Raw genomic sequence first — 17,206 nt, 5'->3', positions numbered from 1 at the left:
CTCGGGCGTGTCGCTTAGAGCGGCACAGCCGGGCGCAGAACACCATTGCTGGCGTAAGGGCCGTTGGGAAGTGATCTGACCCAGCTCTACAGCTGGACCGACCACGACGTTTGCCGAGCCTGCTCGGAACAGTGCCTCCGGAAGACCGGAGAACGTGTGCTCCGCGGGGCGCCCATACGCATCCAACAGCAGGCGATAAACCCCGCGACCCCTCGTCCGGATTACCCCGGGAGGGTGACCGCTCCAGCCTCTGGCGGCCCCCAACGATCCGGGGCCTGGGCTGCGGTTCTGCACACTGTTCGACACTTGAAAGAGCGCGCCTGTGACAGGCAACTATGCAATCTTGCCATACGTCCTGGCATGCGCCAAACGCAAGGCGGTGTGATGCCCACTACTACACAGCGGGGCCCGGACGCCGAAGCGCCCGGGCCCCACCGCATCGCTGACTTCCGTCAGCTGAGCTCGTGCTCCAAGATCACTTGAGGATCTTGGTCACACGGCCGGAGCCGACCGTGCGGCCACCCTCGCGGATGGCGAAGCCCAGGCCCTCCTCCATGGCGATCGGCTGGATCAGCTCGACCGTCATCTCGGTGTTGTCGCCGGGCATGACCATCTCGGTGCCCTCGGGCAGCGTGATGACGCCGGTGACGTCCGTGGTGCGGAAGTAGAACTGCGGGCGGTAGTTCGAGTAGAACGGGTTGTGACGGCCACCCTCGTCCTTGCCCAGGATGTAGACCTGAGCCTCGAAGTTCGTGTGCGGGGTGATGGAACCCGGCTTCACGACGACCTGGCCACGCTCGACGTCCTCGCGCTTGATGCCACGCAGGAGGAGACCGGTGTTGTCGCCGGCCTGCGCCTGGTCCATCTGCTTGTGGAACGTCTCGATACCCGTGACGGTGGTCTTCTGCGGGACGCGGATACCCACGATCTCGACATCGGAGTTGATGTCCAGGGTTCCACGCTCGACCTTGCCGGTGACGACGGTGCCACGACCGGTGATCGTGAAGACGTCCTCGATCGGCATGAGGAACGGCTTGTCGAGGTCGCGCTCCGGCTCCGGAACGTTCTCGTCGACGGCGTCCATCAGCTCGACGATCTTCTCGACCCACTCCGGGTCGCCCTCGAGAGCCTTGAGGCCCGAGACGCGAACGACCGGCGCGTTGTCGCCGTCGAACTCCTGCGACGACAGCAGCTCACGGACCTCCATCTCGACGAGCTCGAGGATCTCCTCGTCGTCGACCATGTCGGACTTGTTGAGCGCGACGAGCAGGTAGGGCACGCCGACCTGACGGGCGAGCAGCACGTGCTCACGCGTCTGGGCCATCGGACCGTCGGTCGCGGCGACCACCAGGATCGCGCCGTCCATCTGGGCGGCACCGGTGATCATGTTCTTGATGTAGTCGGCGTGACCCGGAGCGTCGACGTGCGCGTAGTGGCGCTTCGGCGTCTCGTACTCGATGTGCGCGATGTTGATCGTGATACCGCGCTGCTTCTCCTCCGGCGCGGCGTCGATCTCGTCGAAGTTGCGCTGCGTGTTCGCCGGGAGCTCCGGGTACTTGTCCGCAAGCGTCTTCGAGATCGCGGCGGTCAGCGTCGTCTTACCGTGGTCGACGTGACCGATCGTGCCGATGTTGACGTGCGGCTTGGTCCGCTCGAACTTGGCCTTAGCCACTGGGGTCCTCCTGGGACTTGGGTAGATGTTCCGAACGTTGCAGATGTCCGGCCAAGAAGCCTACAACTGCGGGGCGTGCGGTTTTTCCTACAGGTTGGTTGTGCGGGTCGACCTGTGGGGACTCACTCGCCCCGGGTCTTCTTGATGATCTCTTCGGCAACTGCCTTGGGAACCTCGGCGTAGCTGTCGAACTGCATCGAGTACACCGCGCGACCCTGGGTCTTCGACCGGAGGTCACCGATGTAACCGAACATCTCGCTCAGCGGCACCTGGGCGCGAACGACCTTCACACCGGTCGCGTCCTCCATGGACTGGATCATGCCACGTCGAGAGTTGATGTCGCCGATCACGTCGCCCATGTACTCCTCAGGCGTACGCACCTCGACGGCCATGACCGGCTCGAGCAGGACAGGGTCGGCGCGCTTGACGCCTTCCTTGAAGACCATCGAACCGGCAATCTTGAACGCCATCTCCGAGGAGTCGACGTCGTGGTACGCACCGTCGATCAGCGTCGCCTTCACGCCGACGACCGGGAAGCCCGCCAGCACACCCTGCTGCATGGCCGACTGGATACCGGCGTCGACCGACGGGATGTACTCGCGCGGGATGCGGCCACCGGTGACGGCGTTCTCGAACTCGTAGAGCTCGCCCTCCGACGTCTCCAGCGGCGCGAAGGTCACCTGGACCTTGGCGAACTGGCCGGAACCACCGGTCTGCTTCTTGTGCGTGTAGTCGATCTTCTCCGCCGTGCGGCGGATCGTCTCGCGGTACGCGACCTGCGGCTTGCCGACGTTCGCCTCGACCTTGAACTCGCGACGCATGCGGTCGACGAGGATGTCGAGGTGGAGCTCACCCATACCGCCGATGACGGTCTGGCCGGTCTCGTCGTCCAGCTTGACGCGGAAGGTCGGGTCCTCCTGCGCGAGCTTCTGGATGGCGGTCGACAGCTTCTCCTGGTCGGCCTTCGTCTTCGGCTCGATGGCCACGTCGATGACAGGCTCCGGGAAGCTCATCGACTCGAGGATGACCTGGTTCGCCGGGTCCGACAGGGTGTCACCGGTGGTGACGTCCTTGAGCCCGATGAACGCGTAGATGTGGCCGGCGTGCGCCTCTTCGACCGGGTTCTCCTTGTTGGAGTGCATCTGGAAGAGCTTTCCGATGCGCTCCTTCTTGCCCTTGGTCGAGTTCTGCACCTGGGCGCCCTGCGCGACCTTGCCCGAGTACACGCGGACGTAGGTCAGCTTGCCGAAGAACGGGTGCGTGGCGACCTTGAAGGCGAGAGCCGAGAACGGCTCCGACTCCTCGGGGCGGCGCTCGATGACCTTCTCGGCGTCCTTGACGTCGTGGCCCTGGACGGCCGGGACGTCGAGCGGCGACGGGAGGTAGTCGATGACGGCGTCGAGCATGGGCTGCACGCCCTTGTTCTTGAACGCCGAGCCACACAGGACCGGGAAGGCCGAGGACGAGATGACGAGCTTGCGGATGCCGCTCTTGATCTCGGCGACCGACAGCTCCTCGCCACCGAGGAACTTCTCGAGCAGCTCGTCGTCAGCCTCGGCGACGGCCTCGATGAGCTCGGCGCGGTACTGCTGCGCCTTCTCGACGAGGTCGGCCGGGATCTCCTCGACCTCGTACTCCTCGCCCATCTTGGTGTCGCCGCGCCACGTGAGCGCCTTCATCTCGATGAGGTCGACGACGCCCTCGAAGTCGTTCTCCGCACCGATCGGGAGCTGGATGACCAGCGGCTTCGCCTTGAGGCGCTCCACGATGGTCTTCACGGTGAAGTAGAAGTCCGCACCGAGCTTGTCCATCTTGTTGACGAAGCAGATGCGCGGGACGTCGTACTTGTCCGCCTGCCGCCACACCGTCTCGGACTGGGGCTCGACACCCTCCTTGCCGTCGAACACGGCAACCGCGCCGTCGAGCACGCGGAGCGACCGCTCCACCTCGACCGTGAAGTCGACGTGGCCCGGCGTGTCGATGATGTTGATCTGGTTGTTCTTCCAGTAGCAGGTCGTCGCGGCGGACGTGATCGTGATGCCGCGCTCCTGCTCCTGCTCCATCCAGTCCATCGTCGACGCACCGTCGTGCGTCTCACCGATCTTGTAGTTCACACCCGTGTAGAACAGGATGCGCTCGGTCGTCGTGGTCTTTCCGGCATCGATGTGGGCCATGATGCCGATGTTGCGGACCTTGTTCAGGTCGGTCAGCACGTCGAGTGCCACGGTGTCTTACCCCTTGGTCTAAAGGTGGGCTTGGGTGGCCGGCGGTACTGCATCCACCGACGGCCCCGGGGGTGACCCGGGGCCGCTCGGAAGCTACTACCAGCGGTAGTGCGCGAAGGCCTTGTTGGAGTCGGCCATCTTGTGCATGTCCTCGCGGCGCTTGACCGCGGCACCGAGACCGTTCGACGCGTCGAGGATCTCGTTCATGAGACGCTCGGTCATCGTCTTCTCGCGGCGAGCGCGGGAGAAGTCGGTGAGCCAGCGGAGCGCGAGCGTGGTGGCACGCGTCGGGCGCACGTCGACCGGCACCTGGTAGGTGGCGCCACCGACACGGCGGGAACGCACCTCGAGGGCGGGACGGACGTTGTCGAGCGCGCGCTTCAGGACCACGACAGGGTCGCCGTCGGTCTTGGCGCGGACACCCTCGAGGGCACCGTAGACGATCGCCTCGGCGGTCGACTTCTTGCCGTCGAGCAGCACCTTGTTGATCAGCTGCGTGACGACCGGGGACCCGTAGACCGGGTCGACGATGAGCGGCCGCTTCGGGGCCGGACCCTTGCGGGGCATCAGCTCTTCTCCTTCTTGGCGCCGTAACGGGACCGAGCCTGCTTGCGACCCTTCACGCCCTGCGTGTCGAGCGCGCCACGGACGATCTTGTAGCGGACACCGGGAAGGTCCTTCACACGACCGCCGCGCACGAGCACGATGGAGTGCTCCTGGAGGTTGTGGCCGACACCGGGGATGTACGCGGTGACCTCGACCTGCGAGGAAAGCTTCACGCGGGCGACCTTGCGGAGGGCCGAGTTCGGCTTCTTGGGGGTGGTGGTGTACACACGGGTGCACACGCCGCGCCGCTGGGGGGAGCCCTTGAGGGCCGGGGTCTTCGACTTCCCGGCCTTCGAGGTCCGCCCCTTGCGGACGAGCTGCTGGATCGTAGGCACTACGTCTCCGTCGTCTTCTTGAGCTTCGGCGACGCCCTGCCGGCGTCCCCGTCAATGGTTCTGGCTTGTGCGTGCCGATCGCATGCGGCACCCACAGGCCCCAGACAGGGACTGCTACGCCACGTACCACCGGCTCGATGGCCCGGCTCCACCATCGGGGCACGACGTGCCCCGGAGGATCTCGCCGGGATGCCCACGCACTCACATCGGCCGCTTTCCGAAGCTGCCTTGCGGCGGCCTTCAGGAGGTGCGGCCCGACGGCGCGGGCACGAATTCTAAGAATACCTGCGTGTCTACGGGGGGTCAAAACGAATCGGGTGTGAGGTGCACCCCGTAGAACCGCGAAGTAGAGCGCCTGCCCGGCTCTCGTACGGGACGAACCCGTGCGGAGCAGGACAGGCGCTCTCTACCTCGCGGTCAGCGGACCAGGATCAGCGGAAGTCGCCGAGGTCCAGGTCCTCCAGCGGGATCGCCTCGCCCGAACCCATACCCAGGGTCGGGAAGTCGATCTCGTCGTAGCCGAAGCTCGGGTAGAGCTCGGCCTTGGCCTGCTCGGTGGGCTCGACCTCGACGTTGCGGTAGCGGGGCAGACCCGTACCGGCCGGGATGAGCTTACCGATGATGACGTTCTCCTTGAGGCCGAGCAGCGGGTCACGACGACCGCTCATCGACGCCTCGGTGAGCACCCGGGTGGTCTCCTGGAAGGAGGCCGCCGAGAGCCACGAGTCGGTCGCGAGCGACGCCTTCGTGATGCCCATCAGCTCCGGACGGCCGGCGGCCGGCTGGCCACCCTCCGACACGGCCTTGCGGTTCGCGTCCTCGAAGCGCATGCGCTCCGCGAGCTCACCCGGCAGCAGCTGCGAGTCACCCGAGTCGAGCACGGTCACGCGACGCAGCATCTGCCGCACGATGACCTCGATGTGCTTGTCGTGGATGTCCACGCCCTGGCTGCGGTAGGTCTCCTGGACCTGGTCCACCAGGTGCGTCTGCGTAGCACGGGGGCCGAGGATGCGCAGCACCTTCTTCGGGTCGACGGCACCCTGGACGAGCTGGGTACCGACCGTCACGTGGTCGCCGTCCGCGATCTTGAGGCGCGCACGCTTCGTGACCGGGTACTTGATCTCCTCGCCACCGTCGTCCGGCGTCAGCACGAGGTGACGCGTCCGCTCGGTGTCCTCGATGGTCACGCGACCCGTGTACTCCGCGATCGGCGCCTCACCCTTGGGGGTGCGGGCCTCGAAGAGCTCGGTGACACGCGGCAGACCCTGCGTGATGTCCTCGGCCGCGGCCACACCACCGGTGTGGAAGGTACGCATCGTCAGCTGCGTGCCCGGCTCACCGATCGACTGCGCCGCGATGATGCCGACGGCCTCGCCGATGTCCACGAGCAGACCCGTGGCCAGCGACCGGCCGTAGCACTTGGCGCAGGTACCGACGCGGGACTCGCACGTCAGGACCGAACGGACCTTGACGTTCTCGATGCCCGCGGCGATGACCTTGTCGATGATGACGTCGCCGGCGTCCGACCCGGCGGTCGCGATGACGTTGCCGTCGGCGTCCACCACGTCGGTCGCGAAGGTGCGCGAGTAGATGCTGGTCTCGACGCGGTCGTCCGGGACGAGCGAGCCGTCCGCGAGCTTCTCCGCCACCGGCAGCGTGAGGCCACGCTCGGTGCCGCAGTCCTCCTCGCGGATGATGACGTCCTGCGAGACGTCCACCAGACGACGGGTCAGGTAACCCGAGTCCGCCGTACGGAGAGCCGTGTCGGCCAGACCCTTACGGGCACCGTGCGTCGCGATGAAGTACTCGAGGACGGACAGGCCCTCGCGGTAGTTGGACTTGATCGGACGAGGGATGATCTCGCCCTTCGGGTTCGCCACGAGGCCGCGCATACCGGCGATCTGACGGACCTGCATCCAGTTACCACGGGCGCCCGAACCCACCATGCGCATCACGGTGTTCCGCGCGTTGCTCTCGAGGTTCACCCGCATGGCCGACGCGACCTTGTCGGTCGCCTGGGTCCAGATCTCGATGAGCTCCTGACGGCGCTCGTCGTCCGTGATCAGACCCTTGTCGAACTGCTGCTGGACCTTGAGGGCACGGGCCTCGTGCTCGTCGAGGATCTCGCCCTTGACGGTCGGGGCCGCGACGTCCGAGATGGCGATCGTGACGCCGGAACGCGTGGCCCACCGGTAGCCGGCGTCCTTCAGCGCGTCCAGCGCCGCGGCCACCTCCACCTTCGGGTAGCGCTCGGCGAGGTCGTTGACGATCGTCGAGAGGCGCTTCTTGTCGGCGACCCCGTTCTCGTACGGGTAGTCGACGGGCAGCGTCTCGTTGAACAGGTAACGGCCGAGCGTGGTGTCGAACAGCAGCTGCTGACCCGGCTCCCAGCCCTCGGGCGCCTCGAAGTCCTTCAGCGGCGGCACCAGGTCGGACATCCGCAGCTTGATCTGCGCGTTGATGTCCAGCTCGCCCCGGTCGAAGGCCATGATGGCCTCGGCCACGGAGCCGAACGCACGGCCCTCGCCCACGGCGCCCGGACGGTCGCTCGTGAGGTGGTGCAGACCGATGATCATGTCCTGCGAGGGCATGGTCACCGGACGGCCGTCCGACGGCTTGAGGATGTTGTTGCTCGAGAGCATGAGGATGCGGGCCTCGGCCTGCGCCTCGGCGCTCAGGGGCAGGTGCACAGCCATCTGGTCACCGTCGAAGTCGGCGTTGAACGCGCCGCAGACGAGCGGGTGCAGGTGGATGGCCTTGCCCTCGACGAGCTGCGGCTCGAACGCCTGGATGCCCAGACGGTGCAGCGTCGGCGCACGGTTCAGGAGCACGGGGTGCTCCGTGATGACCTCTTCGAGCACGTCCCAGACGACAGGACGCGTGCGCTCGACCATGCGCTTGGCGCTCTTGATGTTCTGCGCGTGGTTCAGCTCCACGAGCCGCTTCATGACGAACGGCTTGAACAGCTCGAGCGCCATCTGCTTGGGCAGACCGCACTGGTGCAGCTTGAGCTGCGGGCCGACCACGATGACCGAACGGCCCGAGTAGTCGACGCGCTTGCCGAGCAGGTTCTGGCGGAACCGACCCTGCTTGCCCTTGAGCATGTCGGAGATCGACTTCAGCGGACGGTTGCCGGGACCCGTGACCGGGCGGCCGCGGCGGCCGTTGTCGAACAGCGAGTCCACGGCCTCCTGGAGCATCCGCTTCTCGTTGTTGACGATGATCTCCGGCGCGCCCAGGTCCAGGAGCCGCTTGAGGCGGTTGTTCCGGTTGATGACGCGGCGGTACAGGTCGTTCAGGTCCGACGTCGCGAACCGGCCACCGTCGAGCTGCACCATCGGGCGCAGGTCCGGCGGGATGACCGGGACGGCGTCCAGCACCATCGCCGTGGGCGAGTTGGTGGTGGTCAGGAACGCGTTGACGACCTTGAGGCGCTTCAGCGCACGGGTCTTGCGCTGGCCCTTGCCCGAGCGGATGGTCTCGCGCAGCGACTCAGCCTCGGCGTCCAGGTCGAAGTTCTGCAGGCGCTGCTGGATCGCGTTCGCGCCCATCGCACCCTCGAAGTAGGTGCCGTAGCGGTCCTGGAGCTGGCGGTACAGCATCTCGTCACCCTCGAGGTCAGCGACCTTGAGGTTCTTGAAGCGGTCCCAGACCTGCTCGAGGCGGTCCAGCTCCTGGTCCGCGCGCTTGCGCAGCTGAGCCATCTCGCGCTCGGCCGAGTCGCGCACCTTGCGGCGCGCGTCAGCCTTGGCACCCTCGGCCTCGAGCTCGGCCAGGTCGGCCTCGAGCTTCTGGGCGCGGGTGTTGATGTCGTTGTCCCGGCGGTCGGAGATCTCCTTCTTCTCGAGATCGATCTCGTTCTGCAGGTTGGGCAGGTCCTCCTGGCGCGCCTCGTCGTCGACCGACGTGATCATGTAGGCCGCGAAGTAGATGACCTTCTCCAGGTCCTTCGGCGCCAGGTCGAGCAGGTAGCCCAGGCGGGACGGCACACCCTTGAAGAACCAGATGTGCGTGACGGGGGCGGCGAGCTCGATGTGGCCCATGCGCTCACGGCGCACCTTGGAGCGCGTGACCTCGACACCACAGCGCTCGCAGATGATGCCCTTGAAGCGCACGCGCTTGTACTTGCCGCAGTAGCACTCCCAGTCGCGGGTCGGACCGAAGATCTTCTCGCAGAAGAGCCCGTCCTTCTCCGGCTTGAGGGTGCGGTAGTTGATGGTCTCTGGCTTCTTGACCTCACCGTGCGACCAGGCACGGATGTCCTCGGCCGTGGCCAGGCCGATACGCAGCTCGTCGAAGACGTTGACGTCGAGCAAGATGTCCTACTTCCTGAAGTTCTCGAAAATCCTCGGGTGTCCAGGCCCGCGCCCGCTCGCACGGGCGCGGCCTGGTATCAGATCTCGTCGACGCTGGAGGCGGCGTTCGGCCGCCGGGAGAGGTCGATGCCGAGCTCCTCAGCGGCGCGGTACACCTCGTCGTCGGACTCCTTCATCTCGATGGAGACACCGTCGCTCGAGAGCACCTCGACGTTCAGGCACAGCGACTGCATCTCCTTGAGAAGCACCTTGAAGGACTCCGGGATACCCGAGTCGGGGATGTTCTCGCCCTTGACGATCGCCTCGTAGACCTTCACGCGGCCCGGGACGTCGTCGGACTTGATGGTGAGCAGCTCCTGGAGCGTGTACGCGGCGCCGTACGCCTCGAGCGCCCACACCTCCATCTCACCGAAGCGCTGACCACCGAACTGCGCCTTACCACCCAGCGGCTGCTGCGTGATCATCGAGTACGGTCCGGTCGAACGCGCGTGGATCTTGTCGTCGACCAGGTGGTGCAGCTTCAGGATGTACATGTAGCCGGTGGAGACGGGCTCCGGGAACGGCTCGCCGGAGCGGCCGTCGAAGAGCTGCGCCTTGCCGTCCTGGTTGACCATCCGCTGACCGTCACGGTTGGGCAGGGTGGCACCGAAGAGACCGCGGAGCGCGACCTCCTCCAGACCGTCGAACACCGGGGTGGCGACGGGCCGGCTCGGCTCGCTCTTGTGCGCGACCTCGGGCAGGCTCTCCAGCCATTCGCCGCCCTTGTCCTCGGCCAGCGAGACGTCCCAGCCCTGCTTGGCGATCCACCCGAGGTGGGTCTCCAGCACCTGGCCCACGTTCATGCGGCCCGGCACACCCAGCGGGTTCAGGATGACGTCGACCGGCGTGCCGTCCTCGAGGAACGGCATGTCCTCCTGCGGGAGGATCTTCGAGATGACACCCTTGTTGCCGTGGCGGCCGGCCAGCTTGTCGCCGACGGTGATCTTGCGGCGCTGCGCGATGTACACGCGCACCAGCTGGTTCACGCCGGCGGGCAGCTCGTCGCCGTCCTCCCGGTTGAACTCGCGCACCGCGATGACCGTGCCCTGCTCGCCGTGGGGCACCTTGAGCGAGGTGTCGCGCACCTCGCGCGCCTTCTCGCCGAAGATGGCCCGCAGCAGACGCTCCTCCGGGGTCAGCTCGGTCTCACCCTTGGGGGTGACCTTGCCGACCAGGATGTCGCCGGCGCCGACCTCGGCACCGATGCGGATCACGCCGCGCTCGTCGAGGTCCGCGAGGACCTCCTCCGAGACGTTGGGGATGTCCCGCGTGATCTCCTCCGGGCCGAGCTTGGTGTCACGGGCGTCGACCTCGTGCTCCTCGATGTGGATCGAGGAGAGGACGTCGTCCTCCACGAGGCGCTGCGACAGGATGATCGCGTCCTCGTAGTTGTGACCCTCCCACGACATGAACGCGACCAGCAGGTTGCGGCCGAGCGCGAGCTCGCCCTCGTCCGTCGCCGGGCCGTCCGCGAGCACGGAGCCGACCTCGACCCGCGCACCCTCGTCGACCAGCACGCGCTGGTTGTAGCTCGTGCCCTGGTTGGAGCGCACGAACTTGTGCACGCGGTACGAGCCCGTCGTGCCGTCGTCGTTCGCCACGAGCACCAGGTCGGCCGAGACCTCGGTGACCACACCGGGCTTGGTCGCCACGATGACGTCGCCGGCGTCGACCGCCGCACGGCGCTCCATGCCGGTACCGACCACGGGGGCCTCGGACCGCACCAGCGGCACGGCCTGGCGCTGCATGTTGGCACCCATGAGGGCGCGGTTGGCGTCGTCGTGCTCGAGGAACGGGATCAGGGCCGTCGCGACCGACACCATCTGGCGCGGCGAGATGTCCATGTAGTCGACCTCGGCGCCCGGGATGTCGTTGGTCTCGCCACCCTTCGTGCGGACCAGGACGCGGTCGAGGACGAACGTGCCGTCCTCGAGCAGCGGCGTGTTGGCCTGCGCGATGATGTAGCGGTCCTCGTCATCGGCCGTGAGGTACTCGATGTTGTCGGTGACCTTGCCGTTCTCGACCTTGCGGTACGGCGTCTCGATGAAGCCGAACGGGTTGATGCGACCGAACGACGCCAGCGAGCCGATCAGACCGATGTTCGGACCCTCAGGGGTCTCGATCGGGCACATGCGGCCGTAGTGCGACGGGTGGACGTCACGGACCTCCATGCCGGCGCGGTCGCGGGACAGACCACCCGGGCCCAGCGCGTTCAGACGACGCTTGTGCGTCAGACCGGCCAGCGGGTTGTTCTGGTCCATGAACTGCGACAGCTGCGAGGTGCCGAAGAACTCACGGATCGACGCGACGACCGGACGGATGTTGATCAGCGTCTGCGGCGTGATGGCCTCGACGTCCTGCGTGGTCATGCGCTCGCGAACGACACGCTCCATGCGGGACAGACCCGTGCGCACCTGGTTCTGGATGAGCTCACCCACGGCACGGATACGGCGGTTGCCGAAGTGGTCGATGTCGTCGGTCTCGACGCGCACCTCGACGGGCTGGCCGTTGCGGACGCCGTCCATGGTGGTCTTGTCCGCGTGCAGCGACGCCAGGTACTTGATCGTGTGGACCACATCGGTCAGCGACAGCGTGGAGTCGGCGAGCTCCGCGTCGACACCGAGCTTCTTGTTCGCCTTGTAGCGGCCGACCTTCGCCAGGTCGTAGCGCTTCGGGTTGAAGTAGAAGTTCTCGAGCAGCGCGCGACCGGCCTCGACCGTCGGCGGCTCACCCGGGCGGATCTTGCGGTACAGGTCGACCAGGGCCTCGTCCTCGGTGTGGACGTGGTCCTTCTCGAGGGTGTCGAGCACCGACGGGAACTCGGCGAACTGCTCGCGGATCTCGGCCTCGCTCATACCGAGGGCCTTGAGCAGGACGGTGACGGACTGCTTGCGCTTGCGGTCGACGCGCACGCCGACGGCGTCGCGCTTGTCGATCTCGAACTCGAGCCACGCACCACGCGAGGGGATGATCTTCGCGGAGAAGACGTCCTTGTCGCTGGTCTTGTCCGGGGTGCGCTCGAAGTACACGCCCGGGGAACGCACCAGCTGCGAGACGACGACGCGCTCGGTGCCGTTGATGATGAAGGTGCCGCGCGCGGTCATGAGCGGGAAGTCGCCCATGAACACGGTCTGGCTCTTGATCTCACCGGTGGTGTAGTTGACGAACTCCGCGGTGACGAACAGCGGGGCCGCGTACGTGAAGTCCTTCTCCTTGCACTCGTCCGCCGTGTACTTCGGCGGCTCGAAGCGGTGGTTCGAGAAGGAGAGGGACATCGAGGAGCCGAAGTCCTCGATCGGGGAGATCTCCTCGAAGATCTCTTCCAGTCCGGAGGTTTCCGGGACATCATTACGACCAGCCGCCTTGGCAGTTTCTACCCGGCCCTGCCAGGCTGGGTTACCAAGGAGCCAGTCGAAGCTCTCGGTCTGCAGGCCAAGCAGGTCGGGGACCTCGAGTGGCTCATAGATCTTTGCGAAAGAAACGCGACGGGAAGCGGTACGGTTCGCAATGGCTTCGGCGGACGGAGCTGAAGGGGTGCGCGAGGCAGCCAAGAGGGGTCCTTCCCTGCAGTTCGGGTGAACGCTGTACGCTCTGCGGTGCTGCAGGAAGCTCTGCCGGACTTCACCGGTCACCGGAGGGCATCCCACCGGTGAGGGGGATGCGACCAGGACTTTCGGGAAGCAGGGGGAGGCGTCGAGGGCACACGCGGGCGCAAAGCGCTAGCATACCTATCTGGTTCTAGTATGTCCAGTCCCCCTAGGGCCCGCACCTCGAGACTGTGGTAAACCTCGAAACGTTGCGTATCCGCACTGGTGAGGCGAGTGCCGCGGAACCAGGCGCCCCGACGGACGATCCAGAGCACGCGAGAGGCCCGCACCCCGAGGGGTGCGGGCCTCTGCGTTCGGCGGACGGCGCCCGGGACGAGCCCGGGCCGCCGTCACACCAGCCCGAAGGCGGTGGTGCCTGAGGTCACTTGAGGGTGACGGTGGCGCCGGCGCCCTCCAGGGCGGCCTTCGCCTTCTCGGCGGCGTCCTTGTCGGCGCCCTCGAGAACCGGCTTCGGCGCGCCGTCGACCAGGTCCTTGGCCTCCTTCAGGCCGAGGGACGTGAGCGCGCGCACCTCCTTGATGACCTGGATCTTCTTGTCACCGGCGGCCTCGAGGATGACGTCGAACTCCGACTTCTCCTCGGCGGCCTCGGCCGGCGCGCCACCCGCGGGGCCGGCAGCGACAGCGGCGACCGGAGCGGCGGCGGTGACGTCGAACTTCTCCTCGAAGGCCTTCACGAAGTCGGAGAGCTCGATGAGCGTGAGCTCCTCGAAGGCGGACAGGAGCTCGTCGGTGGAGAGCTTCGCCATGATGGCGTTCCTTTCAGTTGGCGCTTCGCGGACCGGTTCCGGTCCGCGAGAAGCAGGGGGGTGTGAACTGGCACTGCCACCTGGTCAGGCGGCAGCACCCTCCGATTCCTGCTTCTGACGCAGGGCATCGATGGCACGGGCGACCTGGGCGGGCTTGGCGGTGAAGGCGTAAGCAGCACGCGTCAGCGTGGCCTTCAGACCGCCGGCCACCTTGGCCAGCAGAACCTCGCGGGACTCGAGGTCCGCGAGCTTCGTGATCTCTGCAGCGGACATCGCGGCGCCGTCGAGCACGCCGCCCTTGATGACCAGAGCAGGGTTCGCCTTGGCGAAGTCACGCAGACCCTTCGCAGCCTCGACCGGGTCCCCGGTCACGAATGCGATGGCGGACGGGCCCTTCAGGTCGGCGTCGAGACCCTCGACACCGGCCTCCTTGGCCGCGATCCCCGTCAGCGTGTTCTTCACCACGGCGTAGGTTGCGTTGCCGCTGAGCGACCGACGCAGCTCCTTGAGCTGCGCGACGGTGAGCCCGCGGTACTCGGTCAGCACGGCCGCGTTGGAGTCGCGGAACTTGTCCGCGAGCTCTGCGACAGCGGCTGCCTTGTCCGGCCTCGCCATGGCAATCCTTCCGGTGGTGGTACCACCGTCCCCTGGGGCGCTGGGCCCCGGGCGTCGCCCCGGAACGAGAAAAAGAGCCCCGGCGCAGGTGCACGGGGCTCGGTTCGCGCGGCAGGGCCGCACTCGAGTTCGTCACCTGCGCAGGCCCCCGCTCTCAGCGGGACTTCGGTCTTCTTCCGTCCTGTGCTCGTGACGAGCGGGCGGCGTCGGACGACCGGCGGTCTTGGGTTACCCGAGAACTATACATGGCAACCACCGGCCGCTGTGCAGGCAGCGTGTGTCACGTGCCACACGCCGCCCGCGAACGAGGCTCCTCGGCCAGCGCCGAACGTAGGCGCCGTCGCCCTACAACCCGCCGAACGTAGGGATGATCGCCCTTCCAGGGGCTCATGCAGCGAACAATCCTACGTTCGGCGCGGCCTCGTATCTCAACGCTCCAGGCCCTCCAGGGACGCGAAGCACACCAGCGGTACGGGCTCGGGCTCGTCCGCGAGCGCCGCAGCGAGCGCGGCCTCGGGGTCGTCGGTGGCGCGCAGGTGGGCGTGGAACCTGGGCATGACGCGCGCGGCGACGGCGTCGGAGAGCGGGGCGACGGCGGCGATGACGGCGCGGGCGCCGAGGCGCAGCAGCACGGACGACAGGCCGAGCACCTCGCCGCCGACCACCTGGGACGAGCCGCCGACCTCGCAGGCCGACAGGACGAGCACCGACCCGGGCAGCCGCGTGCCGTCGAGCTCGTGGGCGAACAGCGGGCCGTCGGCGAGGTCGACGAAGGCGAAGAGCGGGTTGTCTGCGTCGTGCCTGCCGTGGGTGGCCAGGTGCACGATGTCGTGGGTGGCGAGCACGGATCGTACGGCGGCTGTGGTCGCCGCGCTCCCGGTGAGGACCGTGGCGCCCGGCCACACCTCCCCGACTGCCTGGACCTCGCGCGCGCCGAGCGTGACGCCGGGGCCGTACGCGGCCAGCAGCCGGTGGCTGCCTTCGGGGCGAGGGTGCGCGCGGCCACGCGCCATGAAGGACCGGACGGTCGTGCGCCGCCCGCGCCGGGACGGGAGCGCCGTCCACGGGACGCCGAGCAGGGGCTCCCGGCCCACGACGTACAGCGGGCCGTCGGCGCCCATGGGCACGGCAAGGAGGCGGTCGAGCGTGTCGAGGTTGCGTGTCAGGGAGCGGCGGGCGGCGTCGCGCAGGGCCGGGGGCACATGCTCGTTGGCGCACGCGCCGAAGTCGGCGCGGACGCGCAGCACGCGCTCCGTGACCTCGGCCAGCGGTCCGAGGGCCAGGGTGCGCGCGCCGTCCGCGTCGACGCGGACACAACGCAGGACGCCGTCGATCACCAGGTAGTTGGCGACGACGGCACCGTCGTCGCGGGCGGCGAGCAGGTCGCGGACCTCCGCCGTGGTGGCCGGCCGGTCGTCGGCGGGGCCTGGGTCGGCACCGGTGCGGTGCCAGGCGCGTTCGCGCGCCGTGGCCAGGAGCCGGCGGGACCGCTCGAAGAGCTGGGCGCGCTCGGTCGCGCTGTCCCGGTCGGTGAGGGTGCGCGCCCGGACGACGAGTCCGCGGGCCTCGGTGACGAGGGCACCGATCGCGGGCTCGTCCGGCGCGGTGGTGCCGCCCATGCCGGCGAACGTGGCCCGGCCGCGTTCGAGCGCCTCGAACAGCCAGTCCGGCCGGCCGGTGCGCAGCGCGGCCTCGACGTCGGTCCGTTGCAGGTCGACGCCGTGCGCCGCGGCGGCGGTCACCGACTCGACCGAGCCAAGGCCCATGCGCTGGTCGGCGAGCAGCCCGAGGCCCGTGCGCACGGCGTCGATGCCGGCGGACCTGTCGCCCGACGCGAACGCGAGCTGCGCGAGGACGGTCTGCCGCTGGATGCGGGTGGACAACGGGGCGTCGGCCAGCCCGTCGGGCAGGCTGTCGAGGACGGCGCGGGCCGCACCGACGTCGCCGGCGAGCAGGTACCAGTGCGCGGCGACGAACCGGGCGGTCAGACCAGGGCGCTGCCCGAGCAGCGGGTCCACCTCGTCGCCCGCCTCGGCTGCCTGGATGGCCTGCTCGGCACGTCGGCGTGCGTCGTCGGGCACGGGAGACTCGCCGCGGCGGATCGGCAGGAGGATGGCTTCCAGCTCGGCGACGCGCGCGACGGCAGCGCGCTGCGGGTGGCCGACGCCGACGTAGTACCGCCGGGCGAACGCGGCCGCCGTGCGCGCCTCGTCCCAGCGGTGCAGAGCCATCAGGCAGCGGGCGCGGAAGTACTCGGCCTCGGCGCGGTGCTGAGCGCGGCCGGGGACGACCATGCGGGAGATCGCCTGGGTGAGGACCTGCTCGGCGTCCTCGAGCAGGCCGGCCTCGTAGAGGACGGCGCCGCGGCCGATGTCGAGCACGCCGTCGGCGCGCTCCGGGTCGACGGCGCGGGCCGCGGCCATGGCCTGCAGCGCCCCGGGCAGGTCGCCGAGCGCATACCGGACGAAGCCCGTGTTGTGCAGGGCGAGCGAGGCGATGCCAGGCAGGTCGGCGCGGCCTGCGGCGTCGTGGCAGGCGTCGAAGTCCGCGAGCGCAGCGTCGAGCCGGCCGAGCTCGATGGCGGTCGCGCCGCGGTTCAGCAGCGCGGTCGCGTGGTCGCGCACGGGGAGCTGGTCCGCGTCGGCGAGCACCCGGTCGAAGGCCGCGAGGGCGTCGGTGAGCCGGCCGGAGCGCTGCAGCAGCAGGCCCCGGGTGCCGTCGACGACGGCGGAGAGCCGCCGGCGGATCCGGCGCGGTGCGGCATCGGCGCGGCCGTCGGCGTCGTCGAGCAGGGCGAGGGGCTTGTCCAGCGCGTCCTCGACGGAGTGGACGGCGACCGCCTGGCCCGCCAGCGACCGCACCATGCCCTCGGCCCAGCGTTCACGGTCGGTGGTGCCGAGCTCGGCGTGGTCCATGACCCGGAGCCGGTCGAGCACGTCCCGGAACCGTGGCAGTGCGTCGCCGGGCCGCGACCGGGCGTTCAGATCCCGGGCGGCCAGGAGCTCCGCCTCAAGTTCCGGCCACATGCTTGGTCCCCTTGCC

The 17,206-nt window shown here is 68.2% G+C and carries 9 protein-coding genes; all 9 read right to left on the bottom strand.

What is annotated here, in order from left to right; translation table 11 throughout:
* Positions 1-475: 475 nt before the first annotated feature.
* The 9 genes from tuf to ACH47X_RS13935 all read right to left on the bottom strand — a co-directional run bounded on the left by tuf (position 476) and on the right by ACH47X_RS13935 (position 17,190).
* Complete coding sequence (tuf, locus tag ACH47X_RS13975; protein WP_020016112.1) at positions 476-1,672, bottom strand: elongation factor Tu; 1,197 nt, start codon at positions 1,670-1,672, stop codon at positions 476-478.
* A 122-nt stretch (positions 1,673-1,794) separates the two neighbouring features.
* Positions 1,795-3,897: an elongation factor G gene (fusA, locus tag ACH47X_RS13970; protein WP_397405193.1), complete on the bottom strand. Its 2,103-nt coding sequence runs from the start codon at positions 3,895-3,897 to the stop codon at positions 1,795-1,797.
* Between the two features lie 96 nt (positions 3,898-3,993).
* Positions 3,994-4,464 (bottom strand): 30S ribosomal protein S7, encoded by a 471-nt coding sequence (gene rpsG, locus ACH47X_RS13965; protein ID WP_020016110.1) that lies wholly within the window; start codon positions 4,462-4,464, stop codon positions 3,994-3,996.
* A complete protein-coding gene (rpsL, locus tag ACH47X_RS13960; RefSeq protein ID WP_020016109.1) occupies positions 4,464-4,838 on the bottom strand; it encodes a 30S ribosomal protein S12 in 375 nt (124 codons plus the stop codon). Before rpsL ends, rpsG begins: the two co-directional genes overlap by 1 nt.
* 431 nt (positions 4,839-5,269) lie before the next feature.
* Complete coding sequence (locus ACH47X_RS13955; protein ID WP_036964587.1) at positions 5,270-9,154, bottom strand: DNA-directed RNA polymerase subunit beta'; 3,885 nt, start codon at positions 9,152-9,154, stop codon at positions 5,270-5,272.
* A 77-nt stretch (positions 9,155-9,231) separates the two neighbouring features.
* Complete coding sequence (rpoB, locus tag ACH47X_RS13950; RefSeq protein WP_026365830.1) at positions 9,232-12,744, bottom strand: DNA-directed RNA polymerase subunit beta; 3,513 nt, start codon at positions 12,742-12,744, stop codon at positions 9,232-9,234.
* 418 nt (positions 12,745-13,162) lie between these two features.
* On the bottom strand, positions 13,163-13,549 hold the full coding sequence (rplL, locus tag ACH47X_RS13945) for a 50S ribosomal protein L7/L12 (RefSeq protein ID WP_397405190.1): 387 nt from the start codon (positions 13,547-13,549) through the stop codon (positions 13,163-13,165).
* A gap of 84 nt (positions 13,550-13,633) precedes the next feature.
* Entirely contained in the window at positions 13,634-14,164 is a 531-nt protein-coding gene (gene rplJ / locus ACH47X_RS13940; protein WP_020016105.1) for a 50S ribosomal protein L10, read from the bottom strand.
* A gap of 428 nt (positions 14,165-14,592) precedes the next feature.
* A complete protein-coding gene (locus tag ACH47X_RS13935) occupies positions 14,593-17,190 on the bottom strand; it encodes a CHAT domain-containing protein (protein WP_397405188.1) in 2,598 nt (865 codons plus the stop codon).
* Between the last annotated feature and the right edge of the window lie 16 nt (positions 17,191-17,206).

The sequence above is a fragment of the Promicromonospora kroppenstedtii genome (assembly GCF_044389675.1).
GTDB lineage: Bacteria > Actinomycetota > Actinomycetes > Actinomycetales > Cellulomonadaceae > Promicromonospora > Promicromonospora kroppenstedtii.
This window is presented reverse-complemented; position numbering and strand designations above follow the sequence as displayed.

What these genes read in the sequence shown, in the direction of transcription:
- rpsG (WP_020016110.1), bottom strand. Translation starts at nt 4,464, where the DNA reads ATGCCCCGCAAGGGTCCGGCCCCGAAGCGGCCGCTCATCGTCGACCCG.
- rplL (WP_397405190.1), bottom strand. Translation starts at nt 13,549, where the DNA reads ATGGCGAAGCTCTCCACCGACGAGCTCCTGTCCGCCTTCGAGGAGCTC.
- rplJ (WP_020016105.1), bottom strand. Translation starts at nt 14,164, where the DNA reads ATGGCGAGGCCGGACAAGGCAGCCGCTGTCGCAGAGCTCGCGGACAAG.
- ACH47X_RS13935 (WP_397405188.1), bottom strand. Translation starts at nt 17,190, where the DNA reads ATGTGGCCGGAACTTGAGGCGGAGCTCCTGGCCGCCCGGGATCTGAAC.